At 41.0% G+C, this 19,484-nt stretch carries 17 protein-coding genes and 1 CRISPR repeat array; of the genes, 11 read left to right on the top strand and 6 right to left on the bottom strand.

Translation table 11 applies throughout. The features are described 5' to 3' along the window. Window positions 1-289: 289 nt before the first annotated feature. Window positions 290-1,246 (top strand): RluA family pseudouridine synthase, encoded by a 957-nt coding sequence (locus NSTC745_RS06745; protein ID WP_445636463.1) that lies wholly within the window; start codon window positions 290-292, stop codon window positions 1,244-1,246. A 438-nt stretch (window positions 1,247-1,684) separates the two neighbouring features. Next, window positions 1,685-2,892: direct repeats of the CRISPR family, unit length 37 nt; unit sequence ATTGCAATTAACTAAAATCCCTATTAGGGATTGAAAC. Window positions 2,893-3,106: 214 nt separating this feature from the next. Here NSTC745_RS06745 and NSTC745_RS06740 read toward each other — a convergent pair. The 3 genes from NSTC745_RS06740 to NSTC745_RS06730 form a co-directional block, all read right to left on the bottom strand. Further along, the gene (locus NSTC745_RS06740) at window positions 3,107-3,874 is read right to left on the bottom strand and encodes a phycobilisome rod-core linker polypeptide (protein WP_445636462.1); all 768 of its coding nucleotides are present in this window, start codon (window positions 3,872-3,874) and stop codon (window positions 3,107-3,109) included. A 573-nt stretch (window positions 3,875-4,447) separates the two neighbouring features. Next, window positions 4,448-5,002, bottom strand: coding sequence for a hypothetical protein (locus tag NSTC745_RS06735; protein WP_445636461.1), 555 nt, complete (start codon window positions 5,000-5,002; stop codon window positions 4,448-4,450). Next, the gene (locus tag NSTC745_RS06730) at window positions 5,003-5,596 is read right to left on the bottom strand and encodes a phycobiliprotein lyase (RefSeq protein WP_096539342.1); all 594 of its coding nucleotides are present in this window, start codon (window positions 5,594-5,596) and stop codon (window positions 5,003-5,005) included. A 326-nt stretch (window positions 5,597-5,922) separates the two neighbouring features. Here NSTC745_RS06730 and NSTC745_RS06725 point away from each other — a divergent pair, with 326 nt between their 5' ends. The 10 genes from NSTC745_RS06725 (at window position 5,923) to NSTC745_RS06680 (ending at window position 15,734) form a co-directional block, all read left to right on the top strand. Then, window positions 5,923-6,090, top strand: coding sequence for an NblA/ycf18 family protein (locus NSTC745_RS06725; RefSeq protein ID WP_445636460.1), 168 nt, complete (start codon window positions 5,923-5,925; stop codon window positions 6,088-6,090). A 353-nt stretch (window positions 6,091-6,443) separates the two neighbouring features. Then, window positions 6,444-7,001 (top strand): bleomycin hydrolase, encoded by a 558-nt coding sequence (locus tag NSTC745_RS06720; RefSeq protein WP_445636459.1) that lies wholly within the window; start codon window positions 6,444-6,446, stop codon window positions 6,999-7,001. A 79-nt stretch (window positions 7,002-7,080) separates the two neighbouring features. Beyond that, a complete protein-coding gene (locus NSTC745_RS06715; protein ID WP_445636458.1) occupies window positions 7,081-7,575 on the top strand; it encodes a bleomycin hydrolase in 495 nt (164 codons plus the stop codon). Between the two features lie 228 nt (window positions 7,576-7,803). Continuing rightward, window positions 7,804-8,412 (top strand): HEAT repeat domain-containing protein, encoded by a 609-nt coding sequence (locus NSTC745_RS06710; RefSeq protein WP_445636457.1) that lies wholly within the window; start codon window positions 7,804-7,806, stop codon window positions 8,410-8,412. 185 nt (window positions 8,413-8,597) lie between these two features. After that, on the top strand, window positions 8,598-8,711 hold the full coding sequence (locus NSTC745_RS06705) for a DUF6888 family protein (protein WP_445638547.1): 114 nt from the start codon (window positions 8,598-8,600) through the stop codon (window positions 8,709-8,711). Between the two features lie 58 nt (window positions 8,712-8,769). Beyond that, window positions 8,770-8,955, top strand: a complete 186-nt coding sequence (locus NSTC745_RS06700) for a DUF6887 family protein (protein ID WP_445636456.1) — start codon at window positions 8,770-8,772, stop codon at window positions 8,953-8,955. A 328-nt stretch (window positions 8,956-9,283) separates the two neighbouring features. Further along, window positions 9,284-10,105: an SDR family oxidoreductase gene (locus NSTC745_RS06695; RefSeq protein ID WP_445636455.1), complete on the top strand. Its 822-nt coding sequence runs from the start codon at window positions 9,284-9,286 to the stop codon at window positions 10,103-10,105. Between the two features lie 508 nt (window positions 10,106-10,613). Then, window positions 10,614-12,515, top strand: a complete 1,902-nt coding sequence (gene dnaK / locus NSTC745_RS06690; protein WP_445636454.1) for a molecular chaperone DnaK — start codon at window positions 10,614-10,616, stop codon at window positions 12,513-12,515. A gap of 209 nt (window positions 12,516-12,724) precedes the next feature. Further along, entirely contained in the window at window positions 12,725-13,357 is a 633-nt protein-coding gene (locus NSTC745_RS06685; RefSeq protein ID WP_445636453.1) for an acetoacetate decarboxylase family protein, read from the top strand. Between the two features lie 964 nt (window positions 13,358-14,321). Then, a complete protein-coding gene (locus NSTC745_RS06680) occupies window positions 14,322-15,734 on the top strand; it encodes a hypothetical protein (RefSeq protein WP_445636452.1) in 1,413 nt (470 codons plus the stop codon). A gap of 286 nt (window positions 15,735-16,020) precedes the next feature. Here NSTC745_RS06680 and NSTC745_RS06675 read toward each other — a convergent pair whose 3' ends face one another. From NSTC745_RS06675 to NSTC745_RS06665, 3 genes are all read right to left on the bottom strand, one after another. Further along, window positions 16,021-16,608, bottom strand: a complete 588-nt coding sequence (locus NSTC745_RS06675; RefSeq protein WP_445636451.1) for an ImmA/IrrE family metallo-endopeptidase — start codon at window positions 16,606-16,608, stop codon at window positions 16,021-16,023. Between the two features lie 40 nt (window positions 16,609-16,648). Then, on the bottom strand, window positions 16,649-18,622 hold the full coding sequence (locus tag NSTC745_RS06670) for a DICT sensory domain-containing protein (protein ID WP_445636450.1): 1,974 nt from the start codon (window positions 18,620-18,622) through the stop codon (window positions 16,649-16,651). A gap of 226 nt (window positions 18,623-18,848) precedes the next feature. Next, window positions 18,849-19,469 (bottom strand): pentapeptide repeat-containing protein, encoded by a 621-nt coding sequence (locus tag NSTC745_RS06665; RefSeq protein ID WP_445636449.1) that lies wholly within the window; start codon window positions 19,467-19,469, stop codon window positions 18,849-18,851. Between the last annotated feature and the right edge of the window lie 15 nt (window positions 19,470-19,484).

Genomic DNA, 19,484 nt, shown 5'->3' with positions numbered 1-19,484 from the left:
AGTTCAGCAATCAGACAATTTCGACAATGGGTAAGAGAACAGATACAAGATAGATAAAATTAAAACAAGATATAGAATTAAGAATGCAATCAAATGTTTGACTTGCAAAATTGAAAAAGAATGCAGAATTCAGAATCAATTAGGGGGAATTCAGACCCCCCAGCCTCTATTGAATTCTGAGTAATGACGCCTTTATTCTATTTGATAAAATTAAAAATTTTGTAATTCAATATTTATTTTATCTAAATCTGCACTTGACTTAAAGAACAGGAATTAATCTAAAGCAATTGTGACCGAATTTAACTTACAAATCCAAGAAAATAGTTATGACGCGGGCGTTCGCCTCGATCGCTACCTTTCACAAGAATTACCAGATTTATCTCGTTCCCGCATTCAACAGTTAATCGAAGAAGGTAATGTGCAACTTAACGGTAAAATTTGCACGTCTAAAAAGATTAATGTAAAGATAGGCGATCGCATTACTCTAGAAATACCACAAGCCCAACCTTTAGAATTGCAAGCAGAAGATATTCCCCTAGATATCCTCTATGAAGATGACCAGTTACTCATTCTCAACAAACCCGCAGGCTTAGTTGTACATCCCGCACCCGGTCATCCAGATGGCACTTTGGTAAATGCTCTGTTGGCACACTGTCCTAATTTACCAGGAATCGGGGGAGTCCAACGTCCGGGAATTGTCCATCGCTTGGATAAGGATACAACAGGAGCGATCGCGATCGCCAAAACAGAAGTTGCTCATCATCACCTCCAAGCACAACTCAAAGCCAAAACAGCACGCCGAGAATACTTAGGTGTAGTTTACGGTGCGCCAAAAGCTGAAAGTGGCACGATTGACTTACCTATTGGTCGCCATCCCCAAGACCGTAAAAAAATGGCTATCATACCCGTCGAACAAGGTGGACGGCCAGCAGTCACTCATTGGCAAGTATTAGAACGCCTCGGTAATTACACGTTAATCCACTTTCAACTAGAAACTGGACGCACCCATCAAATTCGCGTCCACAGCGCCAAAATTGGTCATCCTATTGTTGGTGACCCTGTTTATGGTTCTGGTCGTTCAGTGGGAGTAAATTTGCCTGGTCAAGCACTCCACGCTTGGCGACTCAAATTACAGCATCCCATATCTGGGGAAATGATTGAGGTGACAGCAACTCCTCCTAGCCAATTTACCAAACTTTTGGAGATCTTAAAAAAACGAAGCGATCGCACTCAGGTAATATCCTGAATGTGGCTTACTCTGATTTTAGTTTGTATAGAGATATTAAAAGAAATGGTTCAAATTATTAATGGAGCGATAAACAGCAGCAATTTAGAACATAATACCAATTCTCCAAAATTAGGCAAAGGATAAATCAGAAAAGCCTTACTAAATCTAAGTTTCTTAATTGAGAATTGCTATAAATTATGTCGTCATACATTTACCGATATTCCGAAAAAGCGCGGATGGGTAGGTGTTGACACGAGAGTGAGTAAAAAAATGGCTGTATTCTCGTCAATGTAAGCATTTGAGAATATTCCTACTTCTCGCCCATCCGCGCACCTTATCTAGACTGGCTTTCAACGATTTACATCTAGCCAAATTACAAACCGTCGTGCTATGATTTTTCAATTCGCGCAACCGAACCTCGAAAACCAAATATTACAAAGCTTTCATACGCCAGCCATTGCAATTAACTAAAATCCCTATTAGGGATTGAAACAATCCAACTGGATTTACTAAGGTTATCATCCAAAATACTATTGCAATTAACTAAAATCCCTATTAGGGATTGAAACTTCTCATTGGATATAGCGTATGAATCAATGGCAGCATTGCAATTAACTAAAATCCCTATTAGGGATTGAAACAATGCACAAATGAACGAACAAAAGACACCACAGTATTGCAATTAACTAAAATCCCTATTAGGGATTGAAACGAGTGATGAGAAATTGATAGAAACCAGAGAAAAGATTGCAATTAACTAAAATCCCTATTAGGGATTGAAACGAACCTCCGTCCGATTTGGACAAAACTCCTAAAATTGCAATTAACTAAAATCCCTATTAGGGATTGAAACTCAGCAGGGTCAATCGCAGAACCAGGGGGAACTTATTGCAATTAACTAAAATCCCTATTAGGGATTGAAACATTTTATTCGATGAGGTTGGCGTATTTGTAAATGATTGCAATTAACTAAAATCCCTATTAGGGATTGAAACGGAGCAGCAACACCGCTAACAGTTTGAGCGGGAATATGTCATTGCAATTAACTAAAATCCCTATTAGGGATTGAAACATGAAACGTTCATCAAACTGCTCGCCAAGGCTCGTTAAAGAATTGCAATTAACTAAAATCCCTATTAGGGATTGAAACTATTTCGGAATTAAAAACAGAATCATCAACCTCAGCAGTATTGCAATTAACTAAAATCCCTATTAGGGATTGAAACCGGCTTCGAGATATCCTTTGGTGGTGTCATTATCAATGGGCTGATTGCAATTAACTAAAATCCCTATTAGGGATTGAAACGCAAACAATGATTACTATCATCGTTTGTTTTTTGATTGCAATTAACTAAAATCCCTATTAGGGATTGAAACTTGTACTTTAAATTTGGATAATCCTTTGCCTGGTTCTATTGCAATTAACTAAAATCCCTATTAGGGATTGAAACAGTTGAGGCGCTCTTTATGGATATCAAAAAAGCAATATTGCAATTAACTAAAATCCCTATTAGGGATTGAAACCCCTCAATGGACACGGTGTCTGGGCTGCTTGCATTGCAATTAACTAAAATCCCTATTAGGGATTGAAACCACTGCTATCGATGGTGACAGCAATGGGAAGCGTATTGCAATTAACTAAAATCCCTATTAGGGATTGAAACTGTCATTAAAAAGGTGGCGGTGTTATCTTCTATCGATTGCAATTAACTAAAATCCTCTAATACGTGCATTTAAACAAACGATTAGCGTGCATCAGACGTGGGATAGAGTTTGTTTCACTAGTTATACCTAAATGAAACTCCTACGTAACCCAGGACTGATGCACGCTATCAAATAATCAAACAGATTGACTAGCTAGCCGTCGAGCAAAAATCGTTACTTGATTCCTGCTATTTGGCGATAAGGTACATCCTTGTTGATATCAATGTTGAATGACGAAACTCTTTGTGGAGCATTGCCAGTTGCATTGATACTTTGTGCCAAAGCCAAGAAATTAGCTGGATCGCCAGCTTTGGGCTTTTGTTCTTGGGGGATAAACCGACGTACTTCTACCTGCCAAATAATTTGGGGGAAGCCCAATTTAGCGCGGTAGTAATCGTCATATCGTGGAGATTTGATATTGAAAGGCAACTCACCTTCAGCGCGAGATGGTAGGACTCGACGCCGTTGATAAGGCACTGTAGAGTATCCAAAATTGCTGAGGTACTCTTCAGAATCGAGTATTTGATCGATAAAGCCTTTAATACCTTTGGTAGCAACTACAATTGACCAAGCGATTTTTTCGCGCTCGCTGTATACGTCGCGTCCCAGAACTCTTTGTACTACTTGCTCAACAAAGCGGTAGTTGCTGTTGAGGTCGTAAAAGCTTCTCTTAAAGGTATTGGAAAGTACCAATCCACGAACAAAGTCCCGCACTGTAATTTGTCCATTACGGAGTTGGGACTCTAAGTATGTTTCGCGATCGGCAGCAAACGCATAGAAGAAAAGTTGACGATATGCTGCTTCGATCAGATCGTTAAAATCTGAGGGAGAAAGCAGATTGTCTGTAGAAAAAATTCTGGGTTGTTCGTCACCCGGTACTTCGTATGCTTCTACACGCTGGTTTTGACTTGAAGGTGCGTATTCTAACAGAGGAAGTGTCACTCTAAAGCCTCCATGCTCTTAACTAAAGTTAACAACTTTAAATCACATATTAAGGGACGTAGTTGGATCAGAACCTGAGATTCTGATAAAGTTTCACGAAACTTAACTAAGAGTGGTTAAGTATTCGTAAGAAATAGCGTTGAGCTTCCTGGATTCAGCCCACTGCTAGCTTCAGCTACACGCTGCGGTTTCCAGCTTTATGACTTGTTGACATCTCCTACACTGTTTGCAAAGCATACGGTGTAAGGTTATCAGCTAATCCAGCTAGTATTCAGGATATGCTGAAGCTCACTTTCAAGTCCAGGAAATGCCCCATCGCAGATTATAAATTTATTACCCGATCGCTTTTTTTTGGATTTAGCTAAATGTAGAAGCTTTGTTCACATAATTCAGATTAGGAGATTCAGTTTCACTTTTTTGAACTGAGACAATATTTTTTAACATTTCGCAAAAGAAATTAATGAAGAATAGAGAATGGGGCAAACAGGGTATGGGGAAAGGGGAAAAGGGGAAAGATTAAATTTATTCCTTTTCCCTTTAACCTTTAACCTTTTCCCCTGCCTCAAGAGATCCCTATCCCGCACTCCCATTTCCTATCCAAAATTCCAGGGGATCTATGGTTGGCTGACAGTAAGGCCAGCTACGTAAGGTTGCTTCCATTCCTGCTTCCCATAATGGTGGTTCTAATCCCAACCCTAAACACAGGTGAGACAGAATATTAGCAAACTGCTGATTATGACCATAGTCTCCTAGATGGGCGTGAGCATATTCATGGACGACGATACCAAACCAGTCTTTGGGTGCAACTCGACCGACATCTACCAAAATGGTGATTGGGTTTGTGAGAATGTTGCACAGACCGTCAATACCGAAAGATTGAGCTATGGGTACTGCAAAAATTTGGATGTGGCGGCGCTCTTGGGGATGAAAGCACTGATGACAGGCATCCAGATAGGTGTCGATCGCAGCGTTAACGCTGTTAATGTTTTTGCCGATCCAAGTGCAAATGGCAATGCGATCGCGGAGATTATCGAATACATCCACCATACCTGGTTCTAGGGCAAATCCCTGTACTAGACGTAGATAATCTCGCCCACGATTAAAAGCATCGGTCTGCTTGAGAATCATTCACCAGCCTAAAACGGAATAAAACTGTTGTTTAGAAGTTACCTCTTGTGTATTAGAAACTTCTAAAGAAGAATCAATGCGGGTTTCAGTGCAAAACGATGCTGTGCTGAAGCCGCCAAACCTTTTGACTGTACTGCTTCGCAGTCTAATATTCGGGCCGCCGAACCAAAATCGCTCAATGGAACTCATTGTTTCGTATTCGGTTGTCAACACGAGTCCATCTTCTTCATCCATGTGAAAAAGACCGACTACAGGTACAATTTCCGCGTAGCCTCTTTCGCGGAGTAATTTGCCTTGCCTTGGATTATCGGCATCAGGCACGATCGCAAATATGGTTTTCCCTTGATGATTCTCCTCATCTTCTCTATCCCAAGACATTGTGCCTAGCCAACGCACCCGCGATCCTCCTACAGAAAGAGCCGGATCGATCTGATGATACTGGCACAGTTCAATGATTTCTGGATGGTCGGCTGCCAGAGTTTCCACTTGTATATCTGATTCTCCCGTCTCTGAGCGCTTGAACGCCAGGTGATGAGTTACACGTTGCGATCGCCATTTGCCAGCACTTAGCTGAAAAAATTCCATTGCGTCTATCAATCTTCCGACTCCTACCTTTGACTCCTAAAGGACGATGTTGACCTTGCTTTTTGTTTTTAAAGTTGTTGGTATATAAACATTCTAAACATTACAACCATGAGCGTTTAGCTTCAATAAATTCCTGGCAAAGGAACAGACAAACATATTTTTTGCTAACTGTAAATTTTTGTAATATTAATTTCTCATGACTTGACAATATGGACGTTTTAATATCTCAATGCTACACTTAATAAAGTGATGTATACAACAGGCTACCCCTAAGCCTTTGCAGTACGAGTAACAACAAGCACCTTCGATTCAGTCAATTAGAAGAAGTGAATCTTATGGAATTCCCCATCGAACTAACCTTAGAGCAACAGTTTCGCCTACAAAACTTGAAAACCCAGGTAGAGAATTTGAGCCAAGAAGAAGCTCAAGAATTCTTGTTAGAAGTTTTACGTCAGATGATGGTGAAAGATAATTTGGTTAAGCATCTACTCAAACAAGCCTAAGCCACTAAAAAAGAATATTTTTTCTTAAGACTTACGCTGTGGCTGCATAAGTCTTAATTTTTTTGGGCAGGGGGGCAGGGGAGGCAGGGGAGGCAGGGGGGCAGGGGAGGCAGGGGAGGCAGGGGGGGCAGGGGAGGCAGGGGGGGCAGGGGGAGAAAGAATAATCAATGAATAATGACTAATGACTAATGACTAATGACTAATGACTAAATATTACAGATTATTACTTTCTCTCTCATAGAAAAGACTAGGGTACTATTAATCCCCTATGTTTTACTTTGGCTACTCGCAGTTCATCTGACGAAACTACGCCACGAATAATATCCGCCATTTGTGAATATTAAGGAGAACTCATGGTTCTTGATGCTTTTTCCAGAGCTGTAATTACAGCAGATGCTAAAGGTGCTGCTATTGGTGGTGCTGACTTAGATGCTCTCAAGGGTTTCATTGCTGCTGGCAACAAGCGCCTTGATGCTGTAAATGCGATCGCCAGCAACGCTAGCTGTGCTGTTTCTGATGCCATTGCTGGAATCGCTTGCGAAAACACTGGTTTGCTTCAACCCGGCGGTAACTTGTACCCCACTCGTCGCCACGCTGCTTGTCTGCGTGATACCGAAATCATCCTGCGCTATGTAACCTATGCATTGTTGGCTGGTGATTCTTCTGTATTAGACGATCGCGCTATCAACGGATTGAAAGAAACCTACACCGCTCTGGGAGTTCCCATTAGCTCTACTGTACGTGCTATTCAAATCCTCAAAGCTATCGCTGTTGCTCACATCACCAACACCAACACCGAAGCTAATGCTGGGCCTAAGTTCCGCAAGTTGGACGTTATCCCAGGCGACTGCTCTGCTCTAGCTGCTGAAGCTGCTAGCTACTTCGATCGCGTTATTTCTGCTCTGAGCTAATAGCTCACAGTTAACGGCTATTTAGCCAAACGAAGTGAAATCAAAACCCGATCAAATCCCATCTGGAGTATAAAAAGCAATGAAATCAGTTATTACCACAGTTGTTACATCTGCTGATGCAGCAGGTCGTTTTCCTACCACCTCTGACCTAGAATCCGTTCAAGGTAGCATTCAACGTGCTAACGCTCGTTTAGAAGCTGCTGAAAAGCTGGCTTCTGGTATCGATGCTGTAGCTAAAGAAGGTTATGATGCTGCCTTTAAGAAATATCCTTACTTAACCCAAGCAGGTGAAGCTGGCGACACCCAAGTTAAGAAAGACAAGTGCCTCCGCGACATCAAGCACTACCTACGCTTGATCAACTACAGCTTAGTTGTTGGTGGTACCGGTCCATTGGATGAGTGGGGTATTGCAGGCGCTCGCGAAACATATCGCTCTTTGGGTCTGCCTACCGCTCCCTACGTTACCGCATTGGCCTACACCCGCGATCGCGCTTGCTCTCCTCGTGACTTGTCTCCTCAAGCGTTGACCGAGTTCCGCGCTCTCCTCGACTACGTAATCAACTCCTTGTCATAATACGCGGATTGATTAGCCGAGCGACCGTTGCACTCTAAAACTAGGGACTCTGGGTCTATTGCTTTGCCGAGATTAGGTTGAGCGATGGACTTAGAGTCCCTCAGTTGTTATTGAAAGAATTCTGAATTCAAGAGTTAGGAGTGATACTAAGTTGCGTTCAAATAGAATATTTATACTCCCTACTCGCAGCCTAAATTACTATCTTTGACTGGAACTTAAGTTTTTATTATGACGACAGATTCTCTATTTGAACAGTTAAAACACCCTAACCCAAATCTGCGGGAACGAGCTATGTGGCAACTAGCCGAAGTCCGCGATGAAAATACCATTCCTCGATTAATGAGTATTTTGGATGATGAAGATGTGACCTATCGTCGAGCTGCGGTAAAGGCTTTGGGTGCTATTGGTGTAGATGCTGTGCCAGCATTGGTAGAGTCATTGCTCAACAGTGATAACGCAACCGTTCGGGGCAGTTGTGCTAAAGCTTTGGCACAAGTGGCTGCCAACCATCCAGACGTACCTTTTCCAGAAGAGGGCTTGCAAGGATTAAAAACAGCACTCAACGATGCAAATGGTGTTGTGTATATTGCATCTGTGATGGCTCTGGGTGAGATTGGTTCTCCTGCCTTTGAAATTTTAACTGAAGCTTTGAAAACCACAGATAATGTTGCGGTAGCTGTGGCGATTGTAAATGCACTCGGTTCAATGGGCGATGTCCGTGGGGTAGAAGTGCTGACAGCATTGACTAACGATGAAACTGTCGATTCCTATGTTCGGGAGTCAGCGGTGAGTGCCTTACCTCGATTAGATCAGGTGATTAAATATAGTAGAAAATAGCGATCGCCAAGCTTACTGTAATACTTCTGGCTCAAAAAAAATGAAAAGAGCTAAGAGGTTATAGCCATTTGCGTACAGGTGACAGTGGTAGAACCGAGCAATTTGGGTACAATTTCCGCTTTGAGAGCGATCGGGCATAGGGCATAACTAGTACTGAGCCAAGATGTATGTAATTTCGGGTTTAGATCGAACCAACAACAGAACAGTTGAGAGCGTTTTATAGTAGATGTGTAAGAGCAAGTAATATGTTTCAGCCTATTAACGTTGTACGATTGGACGAAAGAACAAAGCGGATATAAGTATTAATTGGAGACACAATACAAATAGAGATATATCCTAACGGTGAGCTTGATTTCCATGACTAAACCTGATTATCAAGCTATGTCAGATGATGAATTAAGAGATTGGGTCAGATATCACCCACAGGACACCGAGGCATTCCATATTTTAATGGACAGGTTAGACCAGCGACCAAAAGTAATCACTCGCACCGATGAGGAATTTGAAACCGAGTTACAACGGCGTATTAGCCAGGCTAGTTGACAAATATAATTAAAACCACCAATCTAAAAGCTGGTGGTTTTAGTTATCAATTTACTTGTTTCTCTAAGATGAAACACTTATGGATTCTGTGTTGTGTTGTTTCAGATTTCTAAATTGGTTGGTGTGATTTTGGGGGTTTCATACAAATGATTCCAGAGAAACCGGAATCAAATAAATTATATTATTTTTATACACAATATTGGGTTCCCGGCTTAATACCGACAAGTTTTACGTAATAAAATCACGGAGAAGTCTTTTAATTAGACTAATTAAGTGTAATTTATATGACCCACGTTAGATTAGCAATAGACTATCTCAAGACAACTTTATGACTTCTTTGGAACCGTCAGTTAAGGATTTGGTGCTGGTTGCTGGTGGTACTGGTGGAGTAGGACAACTTGTGGTAGGCAAGTTGTTGGAAAAAGGTGTCAGGGTTCGCGTTCTGACACGAGATGCCGCAAAAGCTGAAAAAATGTTTAATCGGCAAGTGGAAATTGTTGTTGGTGATACCCGTCAGCCGGCTACACTTGATGCTGCAACATCAGATGTCACCCAGATTATATGTTGTACTGGAACCACAGCCTTTCCTTCTGCCAGATGGGAGTTTGAGGAATCCCCAAACTTGATTGAATGGGGCTTAACTTTTCTTAACCCCCAATCTAGCCAAGCGAAAGCAAAGAATAGTCCAGCAAAAATCGATGCCCAAGGTGTTAGCAACCTAGTAGCAGCAGCGCCTCAGAATTTGCAACGATTCGTTTTCGTTTCCTCCTGCGGCATTCTCCGTAAAGATCGGTTTCCTTTTAGCGTCCTCAATGCATTCGGCGTCTTGGATGCCAAACAAAAGGGCGAAGAGTCGATCGTTAATTCAGGATTACCCTACACTATTATCCGCCCAGGACGCCTGATTGACGGGCCTTATACTTCATACGACCTAAACACCCTTCTGAGGGCAAAAACAGGCGGCAAATCCGCTGTGGTACTTGGTACGGGAGATACACTTGTAGGCGATGCTAGCCGGATTGATGTAGCAAACGCTTGTGTCGAGTGTCTTTTTTACCCAAGTACTTCCAGGAAAATTTTTGAAATAGTCAATAAAGGACAAAGACCAGATGCGATCGACTGGGAGAGCCTTTTTTCTGAGCTTGGGTGAGTAGGGAGATGGGGAGGCTCTTGAGGCAGGGGAAAAGGTTAAAGGTTAAAGGGAAAAGGAATAAATTTAATCTTTCCCCTTTTCCCCGGTTGGTGAGCTTGTCGAACCATACCCCTTTCCCTTTCCCCAGGCCCAATGACTAATGACTAATGACGACTAATGCCGTAATTTGTTACCTCTAAAGACGGCAAACACCACTCAGATGTTACGGTTCACCCTAATTACTGAAAGTATTAATTCTCATACATTAGACGAAGTGGAAGCAAATCAATCCATGAATTAACTTAAAAACTGTTGAGTTAGTTTAACCGCCCCAACAAAGGTTCGGTAAACCACCCTTCATGGATCTCAATATATATATCAGCATAGTCTGGAGTCTTAACTCCCAGAAAAAGCCAAATTAAGGTATTAATGCTGAACTGGCTGATTTCTTGACCCTATTGGTTGAAAATTTAGTCCTTAATATTCTCATTCATTCATTTGTAGTTATACGGAGCCAGCACTTAAAATGGCAAAAGTAGTTGGAATTGACTTAGGTACAACGAACTCCTGCGTGGCAGTAATGGAAGGTGGTAAACCCACGGTTATTGCTAATGCGGAAGGTTTTCGGACAACACCATCAGTGGTTGCGTTTGCCAAAAATGGCGATCGCTTGGTTGGTCAAATCGCCAAACGTCAAGCGGTGATGAACCCCGAAAATACGTTTTACTCTGTCAAGCGCTTTATTGGACGCCGCTTTGACGAAGTTACCAAGGAGACTACTGAAGTTTCTTACAAAGTTCTTAGCAGCGGCGGCAATGTCAAGCTAGACTCTCCCGGCGCTGGTAAGCAATTTGCTCCTGAAGAAATTTCTGCACAAGTTCTCCGCAAACTGGTTGAAGACGCTAGCAAATACCTGGGCGAAACTGTAACCCAAGCAGTAATCACAGTTCCCGCATACTTCAATGACTCCCAACGGCAAGCGACAAAAGACGCTGGTAAAATTGCAGGGATTGAAGTTCTGCGGATTATCAACGAACCTACAGCCGCTTCTCTAGCATACGGGTTTGATAAAAAGAGCAACGAAACAATTCTAGTATTTGACCTTGGTGGTGGTACCTTCGACGTATCTGTACTAGAAGTCGGCGATGGAGTTTTTGAAGTGTTAGCCACATCAGGTGATACCCACCTTGGTGGTGACGACTTTGATAAAAAAATAGTTGACTTCCTAGCTGAGAAGTTCAAGAAAGACGAAGGCATCGATTTACGCAAAGATAAGCAAGCTTTACAACGTTTGACTGAAGCCGCAGAGAAAGCAAAAATTGAACTTTCTAGCGTCACCCAAGCAGAAATCAACTTACCATTTATCACCGCTACTCAGGACGGGCCTAAACACCTGGATACAACCCTGACTCGCGCTAAATTTGAAGAACTTTGCTCTGACTTAATCGACCGTTGCCGTATCCCCGTGGAAAACGCTCTTCGGGATGCCAAGCTCAACAAAAACGATATTGATGAAGTCGTGTTAGTTGGTGGTTCTACCCGGATTCCCGCAGTCCAACAGATTGTGAAGCAGGTATTGGGTAAAGACCCCAACCAAAGCGTTAACCCCGATGAAGTTGTGGCAGTAGGCGCAGCAATTCAAGCCGGGGTATTAGCTGGTGATGTTACTGGTATCTTGTTGTTAGATGTCACACCGCTATCTTTAGGTGTTGAAACATTGGGCGGCGTGATGACCAAAATCATCCCCCGTAACACAACAATTCCTACCAAGAAATCTGAAGTGTTCTCCACCGCTGTGGATGGCCAAACCAACGTAGAAATTCACGTCCTCCAAGGGGAACGCGAATTCTCTACCGATAACAAGAGTTTGGGAACCTTCCGCCTTGATGGAATTCCCCCCGCACCACGTGGCGTCCCCCAAATCGAAGTCGTATTTGACATTGATGCTAACGGTATCCTTAACGTCACTGCCAAGGACAAAGGTACTGGTAAAGAACAGTCCATCAGTATCACTGGCGCTTCCACACTGGATAAAAATGACGTTGACCGGATGGTCAGAGAAGCAGAACAAAACGCTTCAACTGACAAAGAACGACGCGAGAAAATTGAACGCAAGAATCAAGCCGACTCTTTGGCATATCAAGCCGAGAAGCAGCTGCAAGAATTGGGTGATAAAGTTCCGGCTGCTGACAAGACCAAAGTCGATGGTTTGGTGAAAGAACTGCGGGAAGCAATTGCTAAAGATGACGACGAGCAAATCAAGAAGCTGACCCCAGAATTACAACAAGCACTATTCGCCGTTGGTAGCAACATCTATCAACAAGCGGGTGGCGGTGCTGCACCTGGTGCTGAACCTCAAGATGGTAGTTCTTCTTCTGCTGGTAGCGGTGATGATGTAATTGACGCTGATTTTACAGAAAGCAAATAATCCTCCTATTTCTTCGGGAAGATTATTTTGTCCCACTTCATATTGTCCACCCAAGGTTTTTCTTGGGTGGGATTTTTTTTTAGAAGTTAGGAGTTAAGAGTTAAGAGTTAGGAGGCAGAAATAATAGTGCTAATTTTTAACTATAAATCTAGAAATTTTAAACTTTATTTTTAACTCCTCACTCCTCACTCTCAACTTCTAACTTTGTTATGCCTTATCCTCAAGCACCTTGGACACTGCAAGGTTACGCTATCCAAACTCTGCATTTGGTGAATATTGACCGAGTGCGCCCTTTAATTCCTTCAGAATTAGAAATTATTTCTGTGTGGCCTGGTAAAACCATTGGTAGTGTGTATTTATCTAATTATGGGTCAGGCTCGGTATTGGAGTACAACGAGTTAATTATTGCCCCGGCTTTGGTTTATCACCAAACCAAAATGGGCCCTTGGATTTCGCACATTTATGTGGATAATCCTGATTCTGTAGCTGGTGGTCGAGAAATTTGGGGACTACCGAAAGAACTGGCTGAGTTTACCCTGGAAGGAGAACGCGCCACTGTACGCCAGGGAAAACAGAAACTCTGTAGTTTTAACCATATTCAACAAAGCTGGGCATGGCCTATACAATTAGGCGCGTCTGCTTTCAGCGCCAAGGGTATTGATTTGCTCATCTTCCTTGCTGAATTTGAGTCTTTCTTCGGCTTAATTGGTTCTGAGTTAGAAATCCCTGCTGCAAGTCCTTTTTCTCAAATAGGTTTAGGTCAGCCTTGGTTAACTGTGCGTCATCAGCAGATGAATTTGCGAGTCCATGCGCCAAAAGTCGTTGGTGAAATACCGATCTAGGCATTTCCAGAGTCACAAGAGTAGCAAGCCTTTGGTAATAGCAATTCAAATAACGTTTGCGACGCATTATTCGTAAGGGCACAACAATGTTGTGCCTCTACCCAACTGTCACATTCTTTTTCCAAATTGGTATAACAAGTTGTTTTTAATATATTTCGGCCAAAATCCGGAATCCTACATTTTGATTGTGTAGCTCTTTATATAGCAAAAACAGCAAACAGAAGCTAGTCACTCAAAATTTTAAGGAATAAATTATATTGCCTACCAAATCTAGCGATTTTTAAAATTCAAATATTTCCTGAATTCACAAGCTTGAGAAAACGACACAACCAATTAACTTGCCCTACCGTTAATTAACAGTAGGGCTTTTTGTATTTATTAAAAAAGAACTGGCGATCGCATCTAATTTTGAGTTCATAATTTTTTCTAAAGGCTTGCATAAATAACAAGTTTTAAGATGATAACACTATACAAGTAAAAAATTAAACCTTTATTATTTAAATTCAGGAGAAACAGAAATGAAATTCTAATACTTCTGAAGTTGCCGATTTTAAATTTGCTCAACCAAAACTGACAATGATTTGGGTGCAAGAATCGCACGAAGGACGCCAGAGTATGGTTGCAAAATGGCTAGTCAGTAAATAGTGATGTATCTTGACTCGCGGTTGGTGGTTTACGCATTCTGCATATACAGCAATTTACAGAATAAACTACTGTAGGGTAGTACAAATAACTGTGCTACTCTATTTATCTTGAGGAAATACTAAAAAGGCTTACAGATATAATACATAATATTTGCACGCGCACGCCAATAAAGATTATTGGTAAAGTATTGGCAATTACCATATAATCTAAAATTACTTGATAAATTGTTAAGTATACGAATAAAATTAGATGCAGCAAAACTATACGATCGCGTAGATTATCTGATGTCGATTCCAGAGCCAATTAAACAATTTATAAAATGAGTAATATTTGGAGAAATGCTAAATATAATTTAATAGAAAAGATTATAAGACGCTATCCAGATTTACAGGATATTTTAGAAACATGTAATTTTGAGCCTTCAATTAAGCGAGAAGGCGATCGCTTGGTTGTTGTGCGACCGAAAGTAGCGATCGCCTGTAATTTACCCCAAGCTTTTGCTGGAGGCAATTGTGAAATAGACTTTAGCAATATCATTTTAAGATATCTAAAAATTAGCTTAAATAATCAAGATATTTTGGGTCAATTAATAACTGGATTAAACACTCAGCCAGATTGGAATTGTCGTCAGTTTTTAAAACAGCTAGATAGAAATTATTTTGAAGTGAATCTAGGTAAAACAACACTTATTTTATCTGAGTCAGAGGTATTAGATTTGTGTTTTTGTGTTGATGCAGTTTGCCAAGAATACAAAAAATCAATAATTGAATTTGAAAATTCTCTAGAAACCTGGGACTTTGAACTTGTAGATATTGCAAATATTCGAGGTTTTATCCTGTTTTCTGTAGGGCAAAAATTATGGAAATTAATGCAGCAGTTTGCTGATGAATTTGATTATACTAAAGGCAAGTCTGAATGGCATTTATTTCATAATGAAGATAGCTCAATTCGAGTGAGCCGAGGAATTCGCGACCATGCATTTATCTTGCCCAGAGTTGAGAGTAATTTATCATTAGGTATTAATAATAAAATTAATATTGTATATAAAATAAATTATGCTTACTTACAATCTCTTGAAAGAGGGAAAGTTACTTCTTGGCAGCAAGATATCGGAGTACAGGGAATCTGGACAGCTAGATATACTAAGCAGTGGTTGTTAGAAAAATATATTCCTCAAGCGATTAGTTACTATTTAGATAAATTTCAATTATCTGAAGCTGAATTACTAGCTGAAATCGTAAATTATAAAAGCGATCGCATACAGATAAAAGAAATTAATGATATTAAAGATCTACTACCTTATCTTCGCGATATCCAGTCTTGGTTACATATATGTAAAGAAAATATTGCTGCTACACTCTTGCAATCGTATTATCAAGCATTTGCAGATTTGATACGCAATACTGATTGCTCTATAACAGGGATAGACTATATTATGAGAAATTTGCTTGCTGTTAAATGGGAGAATACACAAGCAGAGATTCCCTATAACTCTACACAGTGTAATTTTAAAGATGCTCTAAATTGCCTAAATGAACAAGTAGCAAAAATAAATAATAGCAAATATGAAAATAGTTTCAAAGCAGACTTAATCACTAGGACATATATTTGGATAATAGAAAACGGAAAAATTAGATTCTCTCAAGCTCAGTTAAATGCTGCTAAACAAGCTTTGCAACCGCTTTGGGAAGAAAGTCGCTTTGAAATGCGCCATGTGTTTGTTAATCAATAAAACTTTCTTATACCAATTTGAAAAAAGAATGCAACAGATGGGTAGGGGCTTTAGCATTGTTCATTGGTGTCAACTTAAGCTCAAAACTATATCGCACATGGGTTTTGCACATCCCTCGCGCCCTCATCCCCTAACCCCTTCTCCCACAGGAGAAGCGGAATTAAATCTCTGGCTCCCCTCTCACGAAGGGGAGAGGGGCTGGGGGTGAGGGCATTATCCCGACATCTTAGTTTCTAGTTTAGTAGTGTGCGATCGCTGCTAGAAAATGATGGAGGGCGATCGGACTTTACCTATTAAATAAATTTGTCTGTGCATTCGTTATAGCTTTACCTGGATATATTTGCTTGGAACCTTTAGGAATGTTAATCCAGCCAAGGTCTTGCAAGCGATTTTTTAAATTAGAAATCGTGACACCAAGCTCATCTTTCATGGGATAAAGGTGTCCCCAATTTGTCAAATCACGCCCCTTTTGAACTTCTTCTAATTTAAATATGGGCATCAATAAACAACTAGCAAAATATTGTGCTTGCCATTCAATACCTTTTTGGCTACTAACACTGCGGCATAGAAATGGTTCTACTGGTATTTCAATACCAATTTCCCGCTTTTCTACAAACTGAAAAACTGCATTTTGGTCTATATGAAGTTCCCAATGTCCTATTTCATGAGCTATCGAGGATTCTTCAAATCCCTTAGGGAAATCTAGATTGTTTTCATTCATCACAATTTTAGGTTCAGTGGGTAGAATCATAGCTGCGATCGCACCTTCTTCATCAGCAGGTATATATCCACAATCCATATCTAAATCTAGAGCTTCAGCTAAATGACCAGCGTCAATTGGCCATTTTAGAGGACGCTTGCGCTTTGCTTGCACAAGAATTAACAGGATGCTATTTCAAAACGCAAACATCAAATTAAGAAATAGGCACTGCAACTGGAACCGTAAAATGAAACTTGCTACCCCGATCTTTACCTAGAGACTCAGCCCAAATTTTACCTCCCAAATTATCAATAATTCGCCGACAAATCGCCAAACCAAGTCCCGCACCACCTACAGTGCGTTGCAAAAATCCTTCTTCTTGATAAAAACGCTCAAAGATAGTTTCTAGTCGGCTCGGTTCAATACCTCGACCCGTATCTGCAATAGTAATTTTTAACACAGATGTTTTTGAGGCTGGGTCAACTTCTTCTGGATTTAAAATATTTGCACGAATGGTAACTTGTCCGCTCTTGTCAGTAAATTTACAGGCATTATCGAGTAACTTTGTTAAAACTTCAATCAGACCTTCTCCATCTACCTGGATTGGCGGTAAGTAATGCGGCAATTCTACAACGATTTTAGGTAATTTATGACGGGATTCGAGTCCGCTGAGGGCTAAATCTAGGTATTCTTGAAGGGATATTGGCTCGATTTGCCAGCGCACCAATCCGCCCTCTAAGCGAGATAAGGTAATAAAATCTTGGATTAGTTTGCGTAACCGATCCGCATCGTCTAAAGCAGCTTGCAACATCGTTTGCTGCAATTCGAGCGGCATTTGTGGTTCTGTAATTAAACTTTCTAAGCAAACTCGGATAGTAGACAAAGGAGTACGCAGTTCATGGCCGACGATCGCAATTAAGTTACTTTGGGTGCGCTCCAAGTCTACCAGTTGACGGTTCAAAGTTTCCAAGTTCCTGTAAGCTTGTGCTTGCATTAAAGCAACTCCAACCTGTGTGGCGATCGCCTCTACTAACGTTACATCATCTTCTGTCCACAAATGGGCTTCTGGCTGGTGCAGTTCTAACATTCCCAACCAAGTCCCCTGATAGCAAATCGGTATCAATAAGCAAGCACGGATCTGCCAACGCACTAATTGTGCTTTTAATTCTCGATGGGACTGTAAGCCAAAATCCTGGTTGATATCAGCAATAACTATAGTTTGCCATCGGTTTTCGTCCTGAGTTTGACTTGATGACAAAGTTGTTTGAAATAGCGGATGGCTTGCTAACGACCAAACTTCTCCTTTTAAAGATGCCAATGCTGGAGGTGTTGATTCATAAGCAATTGGCTGTTGTTGACTACCTGGTCGATAAATATAAACTAAACACCGACATTCGCTAAAAACTTGACCTAGTTCTCTAACAGTAACAGTCAGAATCTCTTCTGGATTAAAAGAGTGGCGAATAGTAGTGGCGATCGCATTAATCAAACGCTCTTTGCGCTCTTTGCTAGCTATAGTACGATAAGCTTCCAGCAGCCTGTATTGACTAGCTTGTAGATATGTGACTAAGCGGTTGGCAAATAGTTTCAAATCAATTCTTAGTGTATTATTTCTTGATATTTGTATTTGCGACTGCTGCAAAAGTCGATAACGTTTATGCGCTTGCTGAATTTTAGGAGCAAGTTCTGGCCGATAAATCAGAATGCGTTCCAATAATAGGCGAGCAGCTTGAATAGAAACTTGGGGGTCAAATGTCCAAATCCCCTGAAATTCCCTTACTTGATCTAGCAAGCCTGAATCTACAGATGAAGCATGTTCTCGACAAATCAGACACGCTGAATATAGCTGACCAATCACAATCAAATGCCATTCCTGAGCTAATTTGTCATTAGGGGCAAAAGGAATGGTTGTATAAGGAGTTGAAACCATACCAAAGTCGGTCTCTGGTACAGCTAATACATAAACCTGGTCTGTATGCTGAGCAATTTTTTCATAGCGAGGAATCTCTTGGCGATAAAAACACTCCTGCTGAAAATTCGCAATCACTAGGGGTTGATCTATCGCTCCCAGTACCAGGTCTTCTATTGCGTGAGAAAGAGCGGTTAACGAAGACTTGAAATAGATTTGAGGTTGTAGATCTGGTAGAACTTGGCACAAATCTTCCAACAAGGAATTGGAAACAGTCATTGGTAACTACGTCGGTAAGAATAAATGATTACTAACTCAAGTTTTTTATGGGTAAGAATGAGCATTTATAGCAGGCAAAAGGCAATAGGTAATAAACAAAGAAAGACTTTTGGGGTTGTGATTTTTCGAGCAGTTTATATCTTACCTAGCAAGTACTAAAGCTTGCTTTTTTGCACAAGTAGAAAGTAATTTTTAATGCAAAATTTAAAATTTACAATTGCCACGATTAACTCGTCTTAATCAAACTCGCTTCTGGCAAAATGGCTCCTTTGAGGATGCAGTGATGAAAATCGACCTCATTCAGGTTTACTTCGGTGAAATCAACGTAACTCAAATCGGTTTTAAACAAAATAACTTTGGTGAGATTGGCATAACTCAGGTCTGTGTTGCTTAGGTTTGCTCCAGTCAGGTTGGCGCTACTGAGATTTGCCTTAGCTAAAAAGGCGCCACTAAGGTTGGCATAGCGCAAGTCTGCTCCAGCTAAGTTTGCACCACTGAGGTCTGCATCGCGCAAATCTGCTAGGCGTAAATCTGTTTTTACAAGGTTTGCTTTGTGCAAGTCTGCTTTGCAAAGAGTTGCTCGGATCAAATTAGCAGACTTGAGGTTTGCCCAGATGAGATTAGCTCCACTCAGATTGGTTCTCCACAGAGCCGCAGCAGTCAAATTTGCTTCAATCAAATTTGCTCCGCGCAGGTTAGCATGAGATAAACTAGCGTTGGTCAAGTTAGCTTTATCTAAATTGATTCCCGCTAGACACATCTCGCTGAGGTTTGCCAAGTGCAAGCTTACTTGAGTAAAATTTCTCTCTCCTGCACAATAGCGTTTGACTATTTGCTCGGCATCCATACAATTTGCCTTCCA

It is taken from the genome of Nostoc sp. DSM 114161 (genome assembly GCF_052692665.1).
Note: the sequence above shows the minus strand (reverse complement) of the source record. Positions and strands in the feature narration are given on the sequence as shown.